General features: G+C 38.8%; 16 protein-coding genes. 2 read left to right on the forward strand and 14 right to left on the reverse strand.

All coding sequences use genetic code 11. The features are described from left to right. Positions 1-52 precede the first annotated feature (52 nt). Positions 53-946, forward strand: a complete 894-nt coding sequence (locus tag I6U49_RS10260) for an IS1595 family transposase (RefSeq protein WP_198627338.1) — start codon at positions 53-55, stop codon at positions 944-946. 55 nt (positions 947-1,001) lie between these two features. Here I6U49_RS10260 and queG read toward each other — a convergent pair whose 3' ends face one another. The 11 genes from queG to I6U49_RS10315 form a co-directional block, all read right to left on the reverse strand. After that, entirely contained in the window at positions 1,002-1,928 is a 927-nt protein-coding gene (queG, locus tag I6U49_RS10265; RefSeq protein ID WP_232804691.1) for a tRNA epoxyqueuosine(34) reductase QueG, read from the reverse strand. 2 nt (positions 1,929-1,930) lie between these two features. Continuing rightward, entirely contained in the window at positions 1,931-3,262 is a 1,332-nt protein-coding gene (locus tag I6U49_RS10270) for a cytochrome P450 (protein ID WP_198628608.1), read from the reverse strand. 9 nt (positions 3,263-3,271) lie between these two features. Beyond that, complete coding sequence (ruvB, locus tag I6U49_RS10275; protein ID WP_193711386.1) at positions 3,272-4,294, reverse strand: Holliday junction branch migration DNA helicase RuvB; 1,023 nt, start codon at positions 4,292-4,294, stop codon at positions 3,272-3,274. Positions 4,295-4,453: 159 nt separating this feature from the next. Then, complete coding sequence (locus I6U49_RS10280) at positions 4,454-6,280, reverse strand: cytochrome c oxidase subunit I (RefSeq protein WP_193711387.1); 1,827 nt, start codon at positions 6,278-6,280, stop codon at positions 4,454-4,456. A 27-nt stretch (positions 6,281-6,307) separates the two neighbouring features. After that, positions 6,308-7,375: a cytochrome c oxidase subunit II gene (locus tag I6U49_RS10285; RefSeq protein ID WP_193711388.1), complete on the reverse strand. Its 1,068-nt coding sequence runs from the start codon at positions 7,373-7,375 to the stop codon at positions 6,308-6,310. A 30-nt stretch (positions 7,376-7,405) separates the two neighbouring features. Continuing rightward, positions 7,406-8,746 carry a quinol:cytochrome C oxidoreductase gene (locus I6U49_RS10290; RefSeq protein WP_198628609.1) on the reverse strand — a complete coding sequence of 447 codons (1,341 nt, stop codon included), beginning with the start codon at positions 8,744-8,746 and terminating at the stop codon, positions 7,406-7,408. A gap of 25 nt (positions 8,747-8,771) precedes the next feature. Continuing rightward, positions 8,772-9,473: a c-type cytochrome gene (locus I6U49_RS10295; RefSeq protein ID WP_193711390.1), complete on the reverse strand. Its 702-nt coding sequence runs from the start codon at positions 9,471-9,473 to the stop codon at positions 8,772-8,774. A gap of 5 nt (positions 9,474-9,478) precedes the next feature. Beyond that, positions 9,479-10,006, reverse strand: a complete 528-nt coding sequence (locus I6U49_RS10300; protein ID WP_193711391.1) for a DUF3341 domain-containing protein — start codon at positions 10,004-10,006, stop codon at positions 9,479-9,481. 5 nt (positions 10,007-10,011) lie between these two features. Continuing rightward, complete coding sequence (gene nrfD, locus I6U49_RS10305) at positions 10,012-11,820, reverse strand: NrfD/PsrC family molybdoenzyme membrane anchor subunit (RefSeq protein ID WP_198628610.1); 1,809 nt, start codon at positions 11,818-11,820, stop codon at positions 10,012-10,014. Positions 11,821-11,851: 31 nt separating this feature from the next. Next, positions 11,852-14,917, reverse strand: a complete 3,066-nt coding sequence (locus tag I6U49_RS10310) for a TAT-variant-translocated molybdopterin oxidoreductase (protein ID WP_198628611.1) — start codon at positions 14,915-14,917, stop codon at positions 11,852-11,854. A 53-nt stretch (positions 14,918-14,970) separates the two neighbouring features. After that, on the reverse strand, positions 14,971-16,329 hold the full coding sequence (locus tag I6U49_RS10315) for a cytochrome c3 family protein (protein ID WP_198628612.1): 1,359 nt from the start codon (positions 16,327-16,329) through the stop codon (positions 14,971-14,973). 222 nt (positions 16,330-16,551) lie between these two features. Between I6U49_RS10315 and I6U49_RS10320 the strand changes: the two genes are divergently transcribed. After that, positions 16,552-16,941: an SPOR domain-containing protein gene (locus tag I6U49_RS10320; RefSeq protein WP_198628613.1), complete on the forward strand. Its 390-nt coding sequence runs from the start codon at positions 16,552-16,554 to the stop codon at positions 16,939-16,941. Between the two features lie 82 nt (positions 16,942-17,023). Here I6U49_RS10320 and infB read toward each other — a convergent pair whose 3' ends face one another. From infB to rimP, 3 genes are read right to left on the reverse strand one after another with little or no spacing between them, the layout of a single operon-like run. Beyond that, positions 17,024-19,801, reverse strand: a complete 2,778-nt coding sequence (infB, locus tag I6U49_RS10325; protein WP_198628614.1) for a translation initiation factor IF-2 — start codon at positions 19,799-19,801, stop codon at positions 17,024-17,026. A gap of 55 nt (positions 19,802-19,856) precedes the next feature. After that, the gene (nusA, locus tag I6U49_RS10330; protein ID WP_198628615.1) at positions 19,857-21,089 is read right to left on the reverse strand and encodes a transcription termination factor NusA; all 1,233 of its coding nucleotides are present in this window, start codon (positions 21,087-21,089) and stop codon (positions 19,857-19,859) included. Between the two features lie 13 nt (positions 21,090-21,102). Next, complete coding sequence (gene rimP / locus I6U49_RS10335; protein ID WP_193711398.1) at positions 21,103-21,564, reverse strand: ribosome assembly cofactor RimP; 462 nt, start codon at positions 21,562-21,564, stop codon at positions 21,103-21,105. Between the last annotated feature and the right edge of the window lie 140 nt (positions 21,565-21,704).

Raw genomic sequence — 21,704 nt, forward strand, 5'->3', positions numbered from 1 at the left:
TAGAGGTCAGTATTTAAATACATATCTTTATTACCAGTAAATATATAAAAATATGGATATTTTTAAGGGTCAAAACCTTCTGGAGTTCTCTGATCGGTTCAAAACCGATGAGGATTGCAAGAAATACCTTGCTTCAATCAAGTCCAAAACCGGCTTTAAATGTACAAGATGTAATCACACTGCTTGCCAAGTACGGAAGGATTTTGCCAGGCAGTGCAATATTTGCCACCATATTGAATCCGCTACCGCAAACACCCTTTTTCACAAGGTTAAATTTGGTGTTCGCAAAGCATTTTTTATTTGTTTTGAGATGGCCACGACAACCAAAAGTTTATCAGCAAGTTATATGGCCGTGCGCTATGGGGTTACTGAAAAAACGGCGAGATTATTTATGTTGAAAGTTAGAGAAGCTATGGCTTCGAGTGGGAATGACCCTATGGATGGCGATGTTCACGTGGATGAATTTGTTATGGGCGGCAGGGACGAGGGGAAAATAGGAAGAAGTTATGATGGTAAGAAAAAGAAAGCAATCACGGCAGTGCAGTTGACCGAAGATGGAAAGGTAAAGCGGATGTATACCATGAAAATTGAAGATTTTTCAGCCCAGTCCCTTCAGTACATCTTTATCAACCATATAAGCCGCAAAGCTAAGGTAACCACTGATAAATGGCGTGGTTATAGGCCAATTTCCAAAGCATATGACATTACACAAATAGAAAGCAATAAGGGATTGAACTTTAAGGCAATTCACACCATGATACACCAAGTGAAATCTTGGATTAGAACCACTTATTCCTGGGTAAGCGATAAAAACCTGAACAGGTATTTTAACGAATTCTGTTTCAGGATCAACCGATCTCAGAGCAAAGCTACTATATTCAATAAGCTGATTACAAAAATGGTTCAGGGCAATGTCATATATCAATCCCAAATTATAAGTAACTAACTACTGACCTCTGTAAAAGTTTTTAAATACCAGGTTAAATTCCAAAAACTAAGAATTAGCCTTTTAAGTACTGAATATTTCTCTTTAGACCTTCAAATTTTGTTCGTTTAACAGCTGATTTCCTGAAAATCTCATTAAAGGTTTCTTTGGTTAGTTCTTCCCAGCCCTTTTTATCTTTTTCCAGCAATTGGGGGTGTGGGTTAAACAAAGGTTCGTTATGAGGTTTTGAGAATCTATTCCAGGGGCAAACATCCTGGCAAATATCGCAGCCAAACATCCAATCTTCAAACTGGTTTTTATAAGAATTGGGCAATTCGTCTTTAAGCTCTATGGTAAAATAAGAAATACATTTGCTGCCATCTACCTTATAAGGGGCTACAATAGCATCAGTAGGGCAGGCATCTATACAGGCGGTGCAACTTCCGCAATGATCGGTAACCGGGGTATCGTATTCCAACTCAATATCTACAATAAGTTCTGCGATAAAATAAAAAGAACCTGTTTGTTTAGAGAGTAAGTTAGAGTGCTTTCCTATCCAGCCCAATCCGCTTTTGGCCGCCCATACCTTATCCATAACCGGGGCAGAATCTACAAAAGCCCTTCCGTCTACCTCTCCTATTTCATCCCGCATAAACTGTAAAAGTTGCTTAAGCTTATCTTTAATCACAAAATGATAATCTCTACCGTAAGCATATTTACTTATTTTATAAGAGCCTTCTTTTTGTTTTTCTTCAGGATAATAATTAAGCAGTAACGAAATAACACTCTTAGACCCCTCCACAAGTTTGGTGGGATCCAGGCGCTTATCAAAGTTATTCTCCATCCAGCGCATTTCACCATGCCGATTTTCATTAAGGAATTCTTCTAAGCGCGGTGCTTCTTTTTCTAAAAATTCTGCTTTAGAAATCCCGCAAGATAAAAACCCGAGGCGTTTGGCCTCCTCTTTAATTAAACTCGTGTATTTAGAGCTATTTTGAATCAAATTTATCGGGATAAAAACTTTAAGAATGCATTTTTAGGCTTAAGTGTAATTAATGGTTGTATTTCAATTTCAGAAGTTTTGGGCTCAATCTTATAGCGAGAGATAAGTTCTGCAATTGCAATAATCATCTCGAACATAGCAAAATTATTTCCGATACATTTCCGGGGTCCGGCACCGAAAGGAAAGTATTGGGAGGAATATTTTCTCCCTCCTTCGGCAAATCGTTCCGGTTTAAATTCATCTGGATGTTCCCATAGGTCTGGATGGCGATGAACCTCGTAAAGGGAGAACAACAAATTTGAACCGGGTTCGAAATATTTTCCTTCGAATTTATCTTCTTCCAGGTTAACACGATCTATAAAATATGCCGGCGGATATAGTCTCATAGACTCTTCAATCACCTGCTGAATAATCTCGCATTTGCCTACATAGCTCATTAAATCCAGATCCTGTTTCTTTAAGGCAGATATTTCTTCGTAGATTTTCTCCTGCCATTTAGGATTAAATGCAAGCAATTGGGTGGTAAAGCTTAGGGCATTGGAGGTAGTCTCGTGACCGGCCGTAAAAAGAATCAGTATCTCATCGATAAGCTGTTCTTCGTCCATGTAATTACCATCATCATATTTTGCGTCCAACAGCATGTCTAAAAGATCGTCATATCCTTCTTTTGAATTCCTTCTTTCCTGAACAATTTTACTTAGAATGCTCCGGGCTTCAGCGGTAAGCTTAAGATAACTATCTATCTTCCCGCTTGCTTTAAACCACCATCCCAAATAGGGTTGTCGTAGTTCTTTTACAAGCATTTTTTGAGTTTCCTCGGTAATGTATTGAAGCCTATTGATTTCATTCTGATTGGCAGCACTACTAAACAAAGATTTGACCACAGTTTGAAAAGCAAGGTCATTAAAAACAGGAAAAATATCCAGTTCTTTATTTACTGTTATCTTTTCATATTCCAGTAATATTGCCTGTTTTATAGAATCAAGCAGATTGGCAAGTTGCTTTTTATGAAAAGCAGGTTGAATTAATTTTCGCTGTTTTTTCCAATGCTCCCCTTCTGAGGTAAGCAATCCTTTCCCAACATATTTAACCAGATCCCTAGTTTGGATCTCAGATTTTACGAAATTCTTCTGATTCTTTTGAAGTACATATTCCACCAGTCCGGCATCTCTGGAAAATATTACCGATTTTCTGAATCCTATGTTCAATCGAAAAGTATCTCCTTTCTCTTTAAAATTATTATGATGAAAAGGCAAAGGATTCTTTAAAATATTCGTAGAATGTTTCAGGAATTTCAGAAGAGAAACTTCAGGTATTTTGGCAGAATCTTTCATAAGTTTTGTTTAAAAAAGTCCGCCCTGAATATCTCCTTTTGTCCTTCCCAAATGTTTATATGCTGCCTGGGTAACTTCCCGTCCTCTTGGAGTTCTATATATAAATCCCTGTTGAATTAGAAAAGGTTCATAAACTTCTTCAATGGTTTCTGCACTTTCACTAACAGCGGTAGCCAAAGTGGTTAAGCCTACAGGGCCTCCTTTAAATTTATCGATAATAGTTTCCAGGATTTTGTTGTCCATTTCGTCCAAGCCGTGTGCATCTACATTTAAAGCCTTAAGCCCATATTTTGCAATCTCCATATCTATTTTGCCATTACCTTTAATTTGCGCAAAATCCCTAACTCTTCTTAGTAAAGCATTAGCAATTCTAGGAGTACCCCTACTTCTTCCGGCAATTTCTATTGCCGCGTCAAGATTAATAGGCACCCGAAGAATTTCTGCACTACGTTGTACAATATCTGAAAGTAACTCGGTTGAATAATATTGTAAGCGACTGGAAATACCAAAACGCGCTCGCATAGGTGCGGTAAGCAAACCTGAACGGGTAGTAGCACCAATAAGGGTAAATGGGTTTAAATTAATTTGTACGGTTCTGGCATTAGGCCCGGATTCTATCATAATATCTATTCGGTAATCTTCCATTGCCGAATAGAGGTATTCTTCTACCACCGGACTTAACCTATGAATCTCATCTATAAATAAAATATCCCTATCCTCTAGATTGGTAAGCAAACCGGCCAGATCTCCGGGTTTATCCAAAACAGGACCCGAAGTTACTTTTATCCCCACACCAAGTTCACTGGAAAGAATATGAGCTAAGGTGGTTTTACCAAGACCGGGTGGCCCATGAAAAAGGGTATGATCTAAAGCTTCTTCTCTCTGATTTGCCGCCTGTACAAATACTTTAAGATTCTCCAAAACCTGATCCTGGCCTGCAAAATCATCAAAGCTAAGGGGGCGCAAAGCTCTCTCTATATCAAACTCTTCGGGCGTGAAATTCTCTCCGGAAGGATCAAGGTTTTCATTCATAAATCATTAAAGTTATATCGCTATTTATTCAGCAAAGATAATTAAAATACCTTGGAGGAGTTTCAATAGAGGTCGTTCTATAAGCAAGGCTTCAAACAGGCCTAAAAACGAAAAACCTCTCGTGAAACGGAGAGGTTTTTTATTGATATTCTATTAAGTTCAGTGGTTCAATTCTTCCTCATGATCCTGAAGCGGAACCGTTTGAGGAACAAAATCCTGACCAGGAATCACATAATCTGTACCATCAAGATTCATCTTACTATAGTCATAAGACCAACGATAAACCGAAGGAATTGCACCAGGCCAGTTTCCGTGAATATGCTCTACCGGAGTAGTCCATTCCAAAGTAGTGGCATTCCACGGGTTTTGTGTAGCCTTCTTACCAAAGAAAATAGAGCTAAAGAAGTTATATAAAAATACAACCTGTATCCCTGCAGTTATAATTGCGAAAATGGTAATAATAACATTTACATCTGCAAGGTCATCGAAGTATGGAAATGCCGTGTTTGTATAATAACGTCTTGGTAAACCTGCAAGGCCTATAAAATGCATCGGGAAAAACACACCATAAGCACCTACAGCAGTAATCCAAAAGTGAACATAGCCCAGATTTTTATTCATCATTCTACCAAACATTTTTGGGAACCAATGATAAACACCCGCTAAAAGTCCATAGATCGCAGATATACCCATTACCAGGTGGAAGTGAGCAATTACGAAGTAAGTATCGTGAACGTTAATATCTAATGTTGAATCTCCTAAAATGATACCTGTTAAACCACCGGTAATAAATGTTGATACAAAACCAATTGAGAACAACATAGCGGGATTCATTTGCAAGTTACCCTTCCAGAGAGTGGTAATCCAGTTAAATGCTTTTACTGCAGAAGGAATAGCAATTAATAGGGTTGTAAATGTAAATACAGAACCTAAGAACGGGTTCATTCCCGAAACGAACATATGGTGCCCCCATACAATTGTTGAAAGGAATGCAATTGCCAAAATAGAAGCAACCATGGCACGGTAACCAAAAATTGGTTTACGTGCATTTGTAGCCATAACTTCAGAGACAATACCCATTGCAGGTAAAATTACAATATAAACTTCGGGGTGACCAAGGAACCAGAATAAATGTTCAAACAAAACTGGCGAACCTCCCTGGTGACTCAATACTTCACCCTGAATATAAATATCACTAAGAAAGAAAGAAGTACCAAAACTTCTATCCATAATAAGTAAAAGTGCTGCAGAAAGTAAAACCGGGAATGAAACTACTCCAATAATAGCAGTAATAAAAAACGCCCAAATAGTAAGCGGCAGCCTCATCATAGACATCCCTTTGGTTCTAAGATTCAATACAGTAACAATATAGTTAAGCGAACCTAAAAGCGATGAAGCAATAAAAATAGCCATTGAAATCAACCAAAGGGTCATACCCATTCCGGAACCTCCAATAGCCTGTGGCAAGGCACTTAGTGGCGGATATATTGTCCAACCGGCAGAAGCAGGACCAGACTCTATAAACAATGAGCTAATCATAATTACACAAGAAATAAAGAACAACCAATAAGAAAGCATGTTCATAAATCCTGAAGCCATATCCCTTGCACCAATTTGAAGCGGAATAAGCAAGTTACTAAAGGTACCACTCAAACCAGCAGTTAACACGAAGAAAACCATAATGGTTCCGTGTATAGTAACCAATGCAAGGTAAATTGAAGGAGTCATAACCCCTTCAGGAGCCCATTTATCTCCTAAAAGCCACTCAAAAATCATAAACGACTGCTCTGGCCAGGCTATTTGCAAACGGAAAAGTACGGACATCATAATCCCTACAATACCCATTAAAATACCTGTTATAAGATATTGCTTGGCAATCATCTTATGGTCTGTACTAAATATGTATTTAGTAATAAAAGTTTCTTTATGATGATGTCCGTGATCTTCGTGGTGATCGTGAGCCGGTGCTGTTGCTATTGCTGACATATCTAAATTATATTCTTTTTAGTTCTGTTATTCTTGTGATTCCATAACGGTAGCAAACTCATCCTGTTCGCTTAACCATTGGTTATATTCTTCTTCGCTTTCTACTACAATCTTCATTTGCATATTATAGTGTGCGTCCCCGCAAATCTTATTACAAAGCAAGAAGTAATCGAATTCATATGAGTCTAATGGTGCTTCGCCTTCAGCCATTAAAGCTTCGCTATTCTCTTTTCTTATCTCATTAATGGTTTTAACCTTATCTACCATATACTCTGAGTTTCTCATTTCTTCGGTAGTAATATCCGGGGTAAAGGCAAATTGTGTCACCATTCCGGGAACAACGTTCATTTGCGCCCTAAAATGTGGGAAGTAAGCAGAGTGCAATACATCTTGCGACCTAAATTTAAAAAGAACCTTCTTTCCTACAGGAAGGTGAAGCTCTGTAGTTATCTTATCATCATCTGCATAGCTATCGTTCACATTAAGACCAACCGTATTTATACCTTCGATAAAGCGAACATTGGCCTCTCCAAGCGTATTGTCTTCACCTGCATATCTAGCCTGCCAGCTAAATTGCTTTGCATATATTTCAATTACAATAGGGTCTTCATCTTCCCCAATATTCATAATATCACTCCAGGTAAACAGACCATAAATAATTAAACCTGCAAGGGTAATTACCGGAATAATGGTCCAAATAAATTCCAGTTTGTCGTTATCGGCAAAGAACAGTGCTCGATTGCCCTTTTTTCCTTGATATTTATAAGCGAACCAATGCAGTAATGCCTGTGTAATTACCTGCACTACCATAATGAGCCCAATAGATATAAACATTAAAGTATCTACCTCATTACCATGTTCAGAGGCCGATTCGGGAAGATATAATTTACTCCAGTGCCAAAAACTATATGCCATCCCAATATAAAGGAATATCATAAACCAAAGCATAAGCTTTGCTTGCTGCCTATTATCATTATCATTAGCTATCGCCGAACTTTCGGCACCAGGGCCTTTGGAAAGCTCAAAAATCTTAGACATTTGCCAACCGGTAACGGCCAATAGGGCTAGTACAATTATTACTAAAAATACGGTCATTTTATAATTTCTTCTTTAAACAATCTTTTATTAATAATGGAAATGTTCACTTTCCTTAATATATGGGTTACGTTTAGCCAGCAATGGAGCTTTGGTAAGCGCATTAAAGATTACAAAAGTAAACAATCCTCCAAAGAAAAACACTGCACTAATTTCAGGCAAACCTATAAACCAGGATTCTCCTACCGTTGCCGGCATTACCATTGTAAAAACATCTAAATAATGTCCAACAAGTATAATAATACCCGTCATTACAACAAACCAGTTCATTCTCTTGAAATCGCTGTTCATTAATACTAATAGTGGGAAAAGAAAGTTTAAAGCTACCATACCAAAAAAAGGCAAGCTATAGTTCTCAATTCTACTAATAAAGTACACTACTTCTTCAGGAATATTAGAGTACCAGATAAGCATAAATTGTGAAAACCAAAGGTAAGTCCAGAAAATACTTATTCCGAACATAAATTTAGCTAAATCGTGAATATGACTATTATTCACAAAAGGCAGATAGCCTCTAGACTTAAGGTAAATACTAACCAAAGCAATAACAGTAATTCCAGAAACAAACATACTTGAGAATACATACCATCCAAATAAAGTACTAAACCAGTGCGGATCTAAACTCATAATCCAGTCCCAGCTCATCATAGATTCAGAAACAAGGAAGAAAACAAGAAATCCTGCAGAAAGTTTGAAGTTCTTTTTGAAGTAAGCATTATCTGTAGCTTCATCAAGCTTTCGTGAATTTTTAACAAGAAAATGTCTAAACAAAAACCAACCTCCAAGGAATATAGCAGCTCTTATAAGAAAGAAAGGTACATTTAAGTAAGCCGTTTTGTTCTGAATAATTTCGTCGTGTGCCACTACTTCCGGATCCATCCAAACGAATAAATGGTTTAAGTGGAAACCTGAAAGTGCCAAAAGAACAAACATAATAATACCACCAGGAACAATATAAGCTGAGATAGCTTCCATTACCCTAAACAATACCGGAGACCAACCTGCTTGTGAAGCATACTGCAAGGCATAAAATGCCAGGGCTCCCAATGAGATCATAAAGAAAAAGAAAGCAGCTACATAAACAGCGGCCCAGGGTTTATTTTGCAATTGATGCAACTTATGCTCCAAATGTTCTGCATCGTGTGAATCGGCAGCGTGCGCATCATTTACCACCCCTTGCTCGGCATCAGCAAAATTTGCTTCAGCTTCTTCATGGTGAGATGTTTCACCGTGATGCCCTTCAGCGGCTATTATTTCCTTAACATCATCCAAATTTGATGGCGCCTGTAGAAACCCAATTACAAGTCCAATAGCACCAACAATCATAAAAATAATTGCTGTTAATTTTAATTTACTGGATAGCGTATACATATTTATAGATCTAAATGCTTTGTTCTTAATTATTGTTTTCTTCCTCTACGGTTAGCGCAGCTCCTTCGCCCTGAGCTTCCTGTGCATTTTGCTGTGCTCTATCTACCTCTACCGGATTTGCTTCAGCAACCGAGGCTTCTTTTACTTCTTCAAACGGGATTTCCTCGCCACCTTCCAGCTCATTTTTTAAGTTCATTACATAATGGGTAATTTTCCAACGTTCCTCTTCACTGGTTTGTACAGCATAAGAACCCATAGAGTTTAACCCGTAGTAAATTACATGATAAACACTTCCTTCTGTAATGGCACGTCCTACATCATCATACGAAGGAACCCCCAGAATTTTTTCACGTTCTGTTAAAATTCCTTTACCGTCACCATTATCCCCGTGGCATACGGCACAATAAATAGTGTATAACGCCTTCCCTTCGTTAAGGTTATCTTCAGTATATGGTAGAGGATTATTTAAGTTGGCTTTAGCATTAGCCAGTCCTTCTGGCGAATCCTCATAATCATAAGGCATCCATCCCCTTGGAATAGTTCCCTCTACCGGAAGTTTGGCTTCCTGGCCATTTTCAAAAATATCATACTCCCCATAAGTCTCGTATCCTACCGGCTTGTACATATCTGGCATGTATTGATAATTAGGTTTGTCGCTATCTGCACAAGACATAACAACTCCTCCCACTAAGAACAATACTATCGCTTTATAGAACAAATTTTTCATTCTGTCTATTTATTATCTATTAATTTAATTTCTGCAGCCCCGGTATCATAAAGAAATTTAGTTAATTCCTCTACATTGTTATTTGCAACATCAACTTCCATTAGGAACATATCATCAGTTGTTCTAACGTCTGGGTTCTCTGCCTTTTTAAATGGCCAAAGTTTACTTCTCATATAAAAAGTAATCACCATAAGGTGTGCTGCAAAAAACACAGTAAGCTCAAACATAATCGGCACGAAGGCAGGTAAATTTTCTAAAAAACTAAAACTAGGTTTTCCTCCAATATCCTGAGGCCAATCCTCTATCATGATAAAATTCATCATAGCAATCGATACCGCAAAACCTACAAGCCCGTAAAGGAAAGAGGTAATTGCCAATCGTGTAGGTGCCAACCCCATGGCTTTATCCAAACCGTGAACCGGCATTGGGGTGTAAATTTCACCAATATGATAACGAGCTTCTCTCACCTGCTTCACACCTTGTAAAAGCAAGTCATCATCATTATAAATAGCGTGTATAACTTTTGATGCCATCTTAATTACTTATTTTTTAGTTCAGTTGCCTGTGCTACCCAGTCTCCTCTCATAGAAGCATTAGGGAAGTTCTCTATTACTTCATCAAGCAATTCAAAATCGTCTTTGGCAAGTTTACTTACCTGAACATAGGTATAAAGCCCCAATTGATGCAAACGCTGTTCAAGGAAAGGACCTACTGCTTTTAGTTTTTGTAAGTTATCTGCAGTTTGATTCTCAGGATTAAAAGAGCCTGTTCTACCTAACATTGCATCTATTCTGTCTTTTTGTACTTCAGTAAGTACTAAAGCATCAGCATTCACGGTATCATTATGCTCAGTATTACCTTCTGCATTAGGCGAATCGCCATTTTCAATTTTCTTATCAAGCTTGGTAGCGATATTTTTCTTAGGCTCACCAATATTAACCGGAGTATAGTGCTTTACATCGTCTCCGTGCTCAGCTCTTAGTTTCTTATACTTATCTCCGGAAGATTTAAGTATGGTTTTAACCTCTGCTTGCGCAATAACCGGGAAAGATCTTGCATACAAAAGAAACAACACAAAAAAGAATCCTATTGTTCCAATAAAAATACCAATATCAACGAAAGTTGGAGAGAACATTGTCCAGGAAGATGGAAGGTAATCACGATGTAGTGAAGTAACAATAATCACAAAACGCTCAAACCACATTCCAATATTCACAACAATAGAGATAAAAAAGGAGAACATGATACTGGTTCGCAATTTCTTAAACCACATAAACTGTGGAGAAAATACATTACAGGTCATCATGGCCCAATATGCCCATGCATAAGGTCCGGTTGCCCTGTTAAGAAAAGCATATTGTTCATATTCTACACCAGAGTACCAGGCTATAACCAGCTCTGTAATATAAGCTACCCCAACAATAGAACCTGTAATCATAATTACAATGTTCATCAATTCAATATGTTGTACGGTAATATAGTCTTCAAGATTAGATACCTTTCTCATTATTATAAGAAGAGTATTCACCATAGCAAACCCGGAGAATACCGCTCCTGCAACGAAATAAGGAGGAAAGATAGTGGTATGCCAACCAGGAATTACCGATGTAGCAAAGTCAAAAGATACAATAGTATGCACCGAAAGTACTAAAGGCGTCGCCAAACCGGCAAGAACCAAAGAAACTTCCTCAAAACGCTGCCAATCTTTTGCACGTCCACTCCAACCAAAACTTAAAATACCGTAGATCTTTTTATTGAAAGGAGTAATTGCACGGTCACGAATCATTGCGAAATCAGGTAGCAATCCTGTCCACCAGAAAACTAATGAAACAGAAAGATAGGTTGAAATAGCAAATACATCCCAAAGCAGGGGTGAGTTAAAGTTTACCCACAATGAACCAAATTGATTTGGAATTGGAAGTACCCAATAAGCCAACCAGGGTCTTCCCATGTGAATTAAAGGGAACAAACCGGCCTGCATCACAGAGAAGATAGTCATCGCCTCTGCAGAACGGTTAATTGCCATTCTCCATTTTTGCCTAAACAACAATAGTACAGCAGAGATTAGCGTACCGGCGTGACCAATACCTACCCACCAAACAAAGTTGGTAATATCCCAGGCCCAGCCAACAGTTTTGTTAAGTCCCCAGGTTCCAATACCTGTGGAAATAGTATAAATTATACAACCTACACCCCAAAGAAAGGCAATAAGGGCAATTGAAAAGACAATCCACCAGGATTTATTCGCCCTTCCTTCTACCGGTGCCGCCACATCCACAGTAACATCGTGGTAGGTCTTATCCCCGGTAACTAAAGGCTTTCGTATAGGTGCTTCGTAATGAGACATATCCTTATTAATTGATTTCTTTATTAATTTATTAAGCTTCTGTGGTATTTCTAATTTTCGTCTGGTACATCACATTTGGCTTTGTACCTAAATATTCCAATAAATGATACATTCTATCATCTTCCTTCTTATCTCTAATCACAGCACCTTCATTGTTAATATCACCAAATGTCATAGCCCCCTTATCACAAGCTGCAGAACAAGCAGTTTGGAATTCACCATCTTCAACTTCACGTCCTTCGCGTTTAGCATCAAGAATGGTCTTTTGAGTTTTCTGGATACACATAGAACACTTCTCCATAACCCCTCTAGAACGCACAGTTACATCAGGATTAATAACCATTCTACCAAGATCGTTGTTCATATGATAGTCAAACTCCTCATTTTCGGCATAGTTAAACCAGTTAAAACGGCGTACCTTATAAGGGCAGTTGTTTGCACAATATCTAGTACCCACACAACGGTTATAAATCATTTGATTTTGCCCCTGTCTTCCGTGAGAAGTTGCCGCAACAGGACATACAGTTTCACACGGAGCGTGATTACAGTGTTGACACATTACAGGCTGGAATATCACCTGAGGATTATCTGCAGGCTCCTCCAACTCCCCAAATTCAGATAACGAACTACCTAAACCAGATATATTCTCTTTCTTATCTAGATCGTCTATAAAACTATCTTCAGAAGAATAATACCTATCAATACGCAACCAATGCATATCCCGGGAACGTCTAACTTCACTTTTCCCTACAACCGGAACATTATTTTCTGCATGACAGGCTATAACACACGCACCACAACCGGTACAAGCATTAAGATCTATAGAGAGGTTAAAATGATGACCAACACTACGATCAAAACTATCCCACATGTCAACTTCAGGAGAAGTTACAGGCTTTTCAACGTGATCTAACGAAACCTGCGGAACAACATTCCATTCCTTTGCATCTTTCGTATTAAAAATCTCTAAAGTAGTTTCTTTAATAATATCTCCACGCCCCATTAAAGTACTATGAAGCTGAACACAAGCAAATTCATGAATTCCAGGAGCTTTCTCAATGCTTACAGATTGAACTGCGCTTAAGTTTTTATATAAAGAATAGGCATTTACACCTACCTGCATTTCCTTTTGTATTGCAGCTTTCTTTCCATAGCCAAGAGCAAGTCCTACCGAACCTTTAGCCTGACCAGGCTGAATCATCACAGGCACATTTTTAACTACAATACCGTCTAAAGTTACATTAGCGTAACTTCCATTTAAGCCACCATTAGCTACATTCTCATTCTCAAGCCCCATTGCATCTGCATCGGCTTTTGAAACAGTAAGGTAGTTATCCCAGGAAGCCCTTGTTAACGGATCTGGCATTTCTTGCAACCACGGGTTGTTGGCTTGCTGCCCATCACCCATAGAAGGCTTAGTGTAAAGCGTTAACTCCATTCCACTAGCCTCAGAATCACTAGAAAGCTCAATTACAGCTCTAGAAATATCTACAGATTCAGATTGCAAAACCCCTGCTTCAACAGGAGAATTAGCTTTAAAAACACCATCGTGCAACGCAGTATTCCAGGAAGAAATACTACCGCTCCAGGTTTCTTTTATATACTCGTGATAAGATTTATCATTTCCAGACCATTTTAACAAACAATCCTGAAACTGCCTTGTATCAAATAATGGTCTAATAGTAGGCTGCATCAAAGCAAAATCTGAAGCAGTATACTGGATATCCTGCCAACTCTCTAAATAATGAGGAGTTGCCGCCACAAATTTACAAAGCTCAGCGGTTTCATCAGGTTTCATACTAAAAGCTAAAGAAACATCCACACCAGCTAATGCCTCAGTGAATTCCTTAGCGTTCGGCAAAGAATAAGCCGGGTTTACACCCGCCATCAATACCGCTCCAACAGCACCAGACTTCATATCTTCAACTGCCTGCATCACCTCTTCAGCATCACCCTGACGAATCATACGAGGATTATCAGTATCCATCACACGACTTCCAAGCGCCTCGTTAATAGCCAGCACTATAGCCTGAGCATTCACATCTGGAATACCAGAAACAACTACAGCCCCACTTCCAGCTTTTCTCAATTGACTGGCTGCTTTCACAACCGCATCATCTATTTTGGCCGGTAAATTACTGGTAGAAGAACTTCCAGAAACATAACCATATAAAGCCGCCAACACAGCTTTTTGCTGCGAAGGGGTAACAGGGTAACGCTTATCAGCATTCGCACCTGTTAAACTCATATTAGATTCAAATTGGATATGCCTTGACATCTTACCATTCTCAGGAATACGCCCCTTTGCATATCCAGCATCATAACCACCCCCCTGCCAATCACCAAGGAAATCAGCACCAACAGAAACAATGGTTTCCGCTTTAGAAAAATCATAATTCGGTAATGCACGCATCCCAAATTTAGCCTGATAAGCATTTAAAGCATCACTTTCAGAAACAGTATCATAAACTACATGGCGTACATTAGGATACTTTTCCGAAAATTCATTAATCAATTTTGTAGTTGAAGGACTTGCAAAAGTTTGAGTTAACAACAAGATATCTCCAGAAACATTATCAAGAGCAGATCCGACCTGGCGATCAAACTCCTCCCAAGACACATTCTTCCCTTCAATCATTGGGCGTCTAACCCTATTAGAATCATACATTGACAATACCGATGCCTGTACACGGGCATTCACCCCTCCTTTAGCTTTCGACAAGTCATTATTTTCAATTTTTATAGGCCTACCTTCCCTTGTTTTTACTAACACACTCGCAAAATCAAAACCATCTGCAATTGTAGAGGCATAGTAATTAGCAACCCCGGGAACAATACGCTCCGGCTGCACAACGTAAGGTATAGATTTAATAACAGGCCCTTCACATGCAGCCAGTGAAGCTGCTGCCGTACTAAACCCAACATATTTCAAGAAATCCCTTCGTGAGGTTTTTGAACTCTCAAGCGAATCTTTATCCCCAAGGAATTCATTAACCGGAATTTCTTCAGCAAATTCTTTTTGTTGGAGCGTCTCAACAACAGAGCTGTTTTCATTTAGCTCTTCAACACTTTTCCAGTATTTTTTGTTTGATGACATATATATCTAGATATTAACTTCTTTATTAACCCCGAACAACCGGGAAAAAATTTTTAGTAATGGCATTTAGCACATTCAAGACCTCCCATTTGAGCAACAGTAAGTTCTTCTACACCGTATTTCTTAGATAACTCTTCGTGAATTTTCTCGTAATACTCATTGCCTTCCATTCTAACTTTGGTATCACGATGACACTCTATACACCAACCCATAGTTAGCGGCGCATCCTGATAAACCACTTCCATCTCCTCGATAGGACCGTGACATTTTTGACATTGTATCCCACCAACAGTCACGTGTTGTGAGTGATTAAAGTAAGCAAAGTCTGGCAAATTATGAATTCTAACCCATTTCACAGGCTTTTCTTCCCCTGTATAATCTTGCTGGGCAGGATCCCAACCAACAGCATCATACAGCTTAGCTATTTCACCATCATAAAACTCCTTTGAATACTCAGCAGTAGCAGTCTCCGGAGAAACCTCTGAGATAGTCACATGGCAATTCATACACACATTTAAAGATGGGATTCCAGCATTTTTAGAGGTTCTAGCCGATGAATGACAATACTTACAATCAATCTGGTTATCCCCAGCATGTATCTTATGAGAATAATGAATAGGCTGAATTGGCTGATACCCCTGATCTACTCCAACCTGCATAAAGAAACCATAAGCAAACCATCCAATTACCAGCAAGCCAAAAACAGCACTCACCAGAACCAGAAATTGGTTCTCAACAAAAGACTTCCAAATTGGCTTCCCTTTTGTTTTTTCTGGAATCACAACCCCACTTGCCTGAGCAAAGTTCCTTAGCGTCTTGTTTACCAAAAACAACACAGTAAGCAACATTATCAAAACAAAAACCAGGATACCTAAAATAACATCTACCGAAACACCACCACCTGAAGACTGCCCTCCAGCACTTTCAGCACCAGCCTGCGCAGCTTTAGGCTCCGGCTTAGGCTGCTCTACATAAGCAAGTATATCATCAATATCTGCATCTGACAGTTGAGGGAACGCCGGCATAGCCGTTTGATTATACTCTTCGTATATCGCAACAGCCTCATCATCTCCAGAAGCGATTAACTCCTGACTGTTCTTAATCCACCGGTACAACCAATCCATATCCCTCTTTTCGGTAATCCCATGAAGGGCCGGACCAATAGAAGCAGAGTAAGGCTTGTGACATGCTGCACAAAGTGAATTAAACAGGGATTTCCCATTCGCGGGATCCCCAAGGTCTGACATAGCAGACGAATCTCCTGAAGATTCATCAGTTTGCTCCTGGCCTTCAGAAGAAGCCTCTTGTGTAGCTTCCTCCTGTGCAATTCCCAAAACACTGAATGAGATAAAAAATGCTACACTTAAGAGCAATAGTCGCGAAGTTGAATGGCGGTATTTCACCTTTTTCATATTATAAGTTGAATTAACGTCTTAACTTTGGTACGATTTTTAAAGGCTCAAGCCTTAATAATATTAACATTTCGCACCTTTAAATTCGGCAACAAAAGTAATACTTAAAGTCGATTTTAGGAATGTTACATAAGTGTTAATCGGTAATTTATACTAGTTCTAAATAATAAAACACATCTTGTTTAAGTTATTAAATTATACTTTTGCCATAAATAAATAACTATGAGAAAATTAAGCTTAAACAAACTTCTATTAAGTTGTTTTGTCTCAGGCATTTCTTTGCTAAATTTAACAGCACAAGAGGGCCAGGTGAATATTACTGAAGACAACAAAATAACTAAACTCTTAGAGTTAAAATCTGAAATGAGCAGTGATAATGAAATTGGAGACCGCTATAAAATCCAACTTTTCTATGGTAATAATGGCGAAGCTAATGAAGTGATTAAAGAGTATCGCAGCAAATTTGAATATCCTTCTATTATAGCCTATGAAGCCCCCAACTACAAAGTATGGGTTGGAAATTTCAGAAACAGGCTGGAGGCAGACAGAGCCCTTTTAAAGATAAAAGAAAATTTTCCCTCTGCATTTATACCAAAACCCAGACGAAAATAAGCCAACCAACCAGGTTTCAACAAAACCAGATATAAAAAAAGCGGCTCAGAGCCGCTTTTTTTATTAAAGATTAAAACCAAGTTTATCTCAGTTTCTTTTTAACCTCTACTTCTCGGAAGGATTCTACTACATCCCCTTCTTTAATATCATTGTAATTCTTAATCTGAAGACCACAATCATATCCTTTAGAAACTTCTTTCACATCATCCTTAAAGCGCTTCAAAGAAGCAAGCTCCCCGGTATAAATAACAACACCATCTCTAATTAAGCGTACACCAGAGTTTCTATAGATTTTCCCTGAAGTAACCATACATCCTGCGATGGTTCCAACCTTAGAAATTTTAAAAGTCTCTCTAATCTCTGCCGTACCCGTAATCTCTTCTTTCAGCTCTGGAGAAAGCATTCCTTCCATCGCATCTTTTAGATCATTAATAGCATCGTATATAATAGAATAAGTTCTGATATCAATTTCTTCCTTATCAGCTACCTGCCTTGCGTTTCCGGCAGGACGAACATTAAACCCAATGATTACCGCATCTGATGCCGAAGCAAGCAACACATCACTTTCTGTGATAGCCCCAACTCCCTTATGGATTATATTTACCTGAATTTCTTCAGTAGACAATTTAAGGAAACTATCGGTTAAAGCTTCTACAGAACCATCAACATCACCTTTAAGGATAATATTAAGCTCTTTAAAGTCACCTAAAGCAATCCTACGTCCAATTTCATCAAGGGTAATGTGACGCTGAGTCCTAACAGTTTGCTCACGCTGCAACTGAGTTCGTTTAGCTGCGATATCCTTAGCCTCACGCTCATCTGTCATCACCTTAAACTTATCTCCTGCCTGAGGCGCACCATCCAGACCCAAAATAGAGACTGGTGTTGAAGGTCCTGCCTCCTTCACCTCATGACCACGCTCGTCGTGCATAGCTTTCACCTTACCGCTGTGGCGACCTGCCAATACATAATCTCCAATTTTTAGAGTACCTGCCTGCACAAGAATAGTAGCTACATACCCCCTTCCTTTATCAAGGAAGGCTTCCACTACAGTACCAGTGGCTATTTTATTAGGGTTAGCTTTTAATTCAAGGATCTCAGACTCCAATAGAACCTTCTCCAAAAGATCTTCAACCCCCATTCCTGTTTTAGCTGATATATCGTGAGACTGAACTTTACCACCCCAATCTTCCACGAGCAAGTTCATACTTGCCAGCTTTTCTTTAATCTTTTCTGGATTCGCCGTAGGCAAATCGGCCTTATTAATTGCAAAAACAATAGGAACACCTGCAGCCTGGGCATGTGAAATAGCCTCTTTGGTTTGCGGCATCACATCATCATCGGCAGCAATAACAATAATTGCTATATCAGTCACCTGAGCTCCACGCGCACGCATTGCCGTAAAGGCTTCGTGCCCCGGAGTATCCAGGAAAGTCATTTTTTGACCATTCTTAAGCTTTACACCGTAAGCTCCAATATGCTGTGTTATACCACCGCTTTCCCCTGCAATAACATTTTCTTTACGAATATGATCTAACAAAGATGTCTTACCGTGGTCTACGTGCCCCATTACAGTAACAATTGGCGCCCTAGTTTCAAGATCTTCCGGATTCTCAGGAACCTCTTCTACAACCTCATCAATATCTGCTGTCACAAAGTCAACTTCATAACCAAATTCATCTGCCACAATAGAAAGGGTCTCAGCATCTAAACGCTGATTCATCGTTACCATCATTCCAAGAGACATACAAGCCGAAATTACTTTCGTTACCGGCACATCCATCATCGTAGCAACTTCACTAACGGTTACAAATTCCGTAACCTTTAAAGTTTTACTATCTGTCTCCTGCTGAGCAAGATCGTCTTCTGAACGTTGACGGTGTTGATCCCTTTTATCTCTTCTATATTTAGCTCCCTTACCCTTACCGGATTTACCCTGAAGTTTTTCAAGGGTTTCACGAACCTGCTTTTGCACTTCTTCTTCGCTAGGCTCTTCTTTAGCAATAGGTTTAGATCTTTTCCTTGGATTTTTCTTACCTCCCTGGTGAGCCCCTCCGGGCTTCACATCTTTACTAATTCTACGCCTACGTTTCTTGCGCTTATCTTTTTCCTTTTTATCCTCGGCAGCCTTCTTGTCATCTTTTTTCTTTTCCGGCTTTTTAAATTGAGAAAGGTCAATTTTCTTCCCGGTAAAATTAGGACCATCAAGCTTAGTGTAATTGGTCTTATGAGTGGTAGACTCAACCTCTTTCACTTCTTCCTTTTCAGAAGATCCGGCTTCGGTCTTCCCAGGCGCCTGAGGCTTTTGCTCTTCTTTAGGAGAGGTCTCTTCTTTTGGTTTTACAGCATCAGGCTTATCTTTCCTGACTTCTGCTTTCTTTACTTCAGGGGTTTTGGCTTCAGGCTTCTTGGCTTCCTTGGGCTGTTCAGGTTGCACTGGCTTTGGCTTTTCTTCTTCTTTTTTAGCTTTTGGCTTTGACTTAGGCTCCAAGTCAATCTTGCCTACTTTTTTCGGACCAGCCAATTTTGTTCTTGAAGAAACTTCTGTTTCTTCTTTACGCCGCTCATCTTCTTTCTTCTCCTCGGCCTTGCGCTTTTCTTCAAGCTCTTTTTCTCTTGCTAAACGCAATTCTTCCTTCTCCTTTCTCTTTTCTTCACCCACCTCTTTAGACTCAACTTTCTTGGATTTGTCGGTCTCAAATTCATCAGAAAGCACCTGATAAACTTCGGATGAGATTTTAGTAGTAGGACGTGCTTCTATATCGTGACCTTTAGAATTTAAAAATTCTACAGCCCGGTCTAACGAAATATTGAATTCACGTAATACTTTGTTTAGTCGCATTGTTTTTGCTTCAGCCATAAATTGCCCTCTAAATTAACCTCTTTTAATTATTTATATTCTAATGAATATTTTACTACTCCTCAAATTCTTCTCTTAAAACCTTCACCACTTCACGAATGGTTTCTTCTTCTAAGTCGGTAAGCCTAATAAGGTCTTCCAATTCCTGTTCCAAAACACTTTTCGCAGTGTCCAGTCCAACTCTTGAAAACTCCTTAATCACCCAACTTTCAATTTCATCAGAGAATTCTTTTAACTCTACATCTTCTTCAACTCCTTCTCTGAAAACATCTATTTCATAACCGGTTAGCTGCCCGGCCAATCTAATATTATGCCCTCCACGACCAATAGCTTTAGACACCTCTTCAGGCTTAAGCATTACCTCAGCGGTTTTATTTTCTTCATCTAGTTTAATAGATGTTATTTTCGCAGGACTTAAAGCCCTGGTAATATATAATTGGTCATTATTGGTGAAATTAATCACATCTATATTCTCATTCCCCAGTTCACGCACAATACTATGAATTCTAGATCCTTTCATCCCTACACAAGCTCCAACCGGATCTATTCTATCATCATAAGTATCTACCGCTACTTTTGCCTTTTCACCAGGGACACGAACTACATTCTGTATAGTGATTAAGCCATCAAATACCTCAGGGATTTCCTGTTCAAACAATTTCTCAAGAAAAACCGGAGCGGTACGCGAAAGTATAATGGTTGGCTTATTCCCTTTAAGCTCAACGCTTTCTATTATTCCTTTAACATTATCTCCTTTTCTGAAAAAATCTGAAGGAATTTGCCGGTCTTTTGGTAAAACAATCTCATTCCCCTCGTCGTCTAACAAGATAATCGCCCTATGTCTAATATGGTGAACCTCTGCAGTGTATATCTCACCTTCAAGCTCTTTAAAATGCTTAAAAATATTAGTGTTATCATGTTCGTGAATTTTAGAAATAAGGTTTTGCCTTAAAGCTAAAATAGCACGACGCCCTAAATCTACAAGTTTCACTTCTTCTGAAACGTCCTCTCCAACTTCAAAATCAGGCTCAATTTTCCTGGCCTCGGTAAGAGAAATTTCCTGATTAGGATCTTCTACCTCTCCATCGGCAACCACAACCCTATTTCTCCAAATCTCGAGATCTCCTTTATCTGGGTTTACAATAATATCAAAATTATCGTCTTCACCATACTTTTTCTTCAACGCACTTCTAAACACATCTTCAAGGATGGCCATAAGCGTTACACGATCTATCAATTTGTCATCCTTAAACTCCGAAAATGACTCAATCAAGGCGATATTTTCCATATCAATTTTGAGGTTAAAATGTTATCATGACTTTAGCACTGGTAATTTCAGAATAAGGCAAAACCAACTCTTTTTGAACGGTATGTTTTCCTTTTCCTACAGGTTTTGGCTCTCTGGCTTTCCAGTTAAGCTTAATCCCATTCTGATCTACTTCAGTTAAAGTCGCTTCAATTTTTTCGTTATTGGTAGTCACCTCTAGCTTTCTGCCAAGGTTTTTCCGATACTGCCGCTCCAGGTGTAAAGGCTCAGAAACTCCCGCCGAGCTAACTTCCAAAGAAAAATCTTCTTCATCCCTGTCTAGATTATGCTCAACCTTTCGGCTTACTGCTATACAATCGTTAACAGAAACGCCATTATCACCATCTATCACTACAGAAATCTTGTTGTCTTTAGAGACATTAAGGTCTATTAAAAATAATGAATTATTTTCCTGAAAAGCTTCCTTCAACAAATTTTCTACTTTATCCTGCAACATAGCTTATAAAAAGAGGGGACTTTATGTCCCCTCGCTGTACTTTTTTAGTTTCAACGCTGCAAATATAATAATAATTTCAGAGAAAGAAAACCAGACTTTAAATGAAATTTTATTCTTAACTTTAATAAAGCAATCATTTT

The sequence above is a fragment of the Salegentibacter maritimus genome, from assembly GCF_016236915.1.
Lineage (GTDB): Bacteria > Bacteroidota > Bacteroidia > Flavobacteriales > Flavobacteriaceae > Salegentibacter > Salegentibacter maritimus.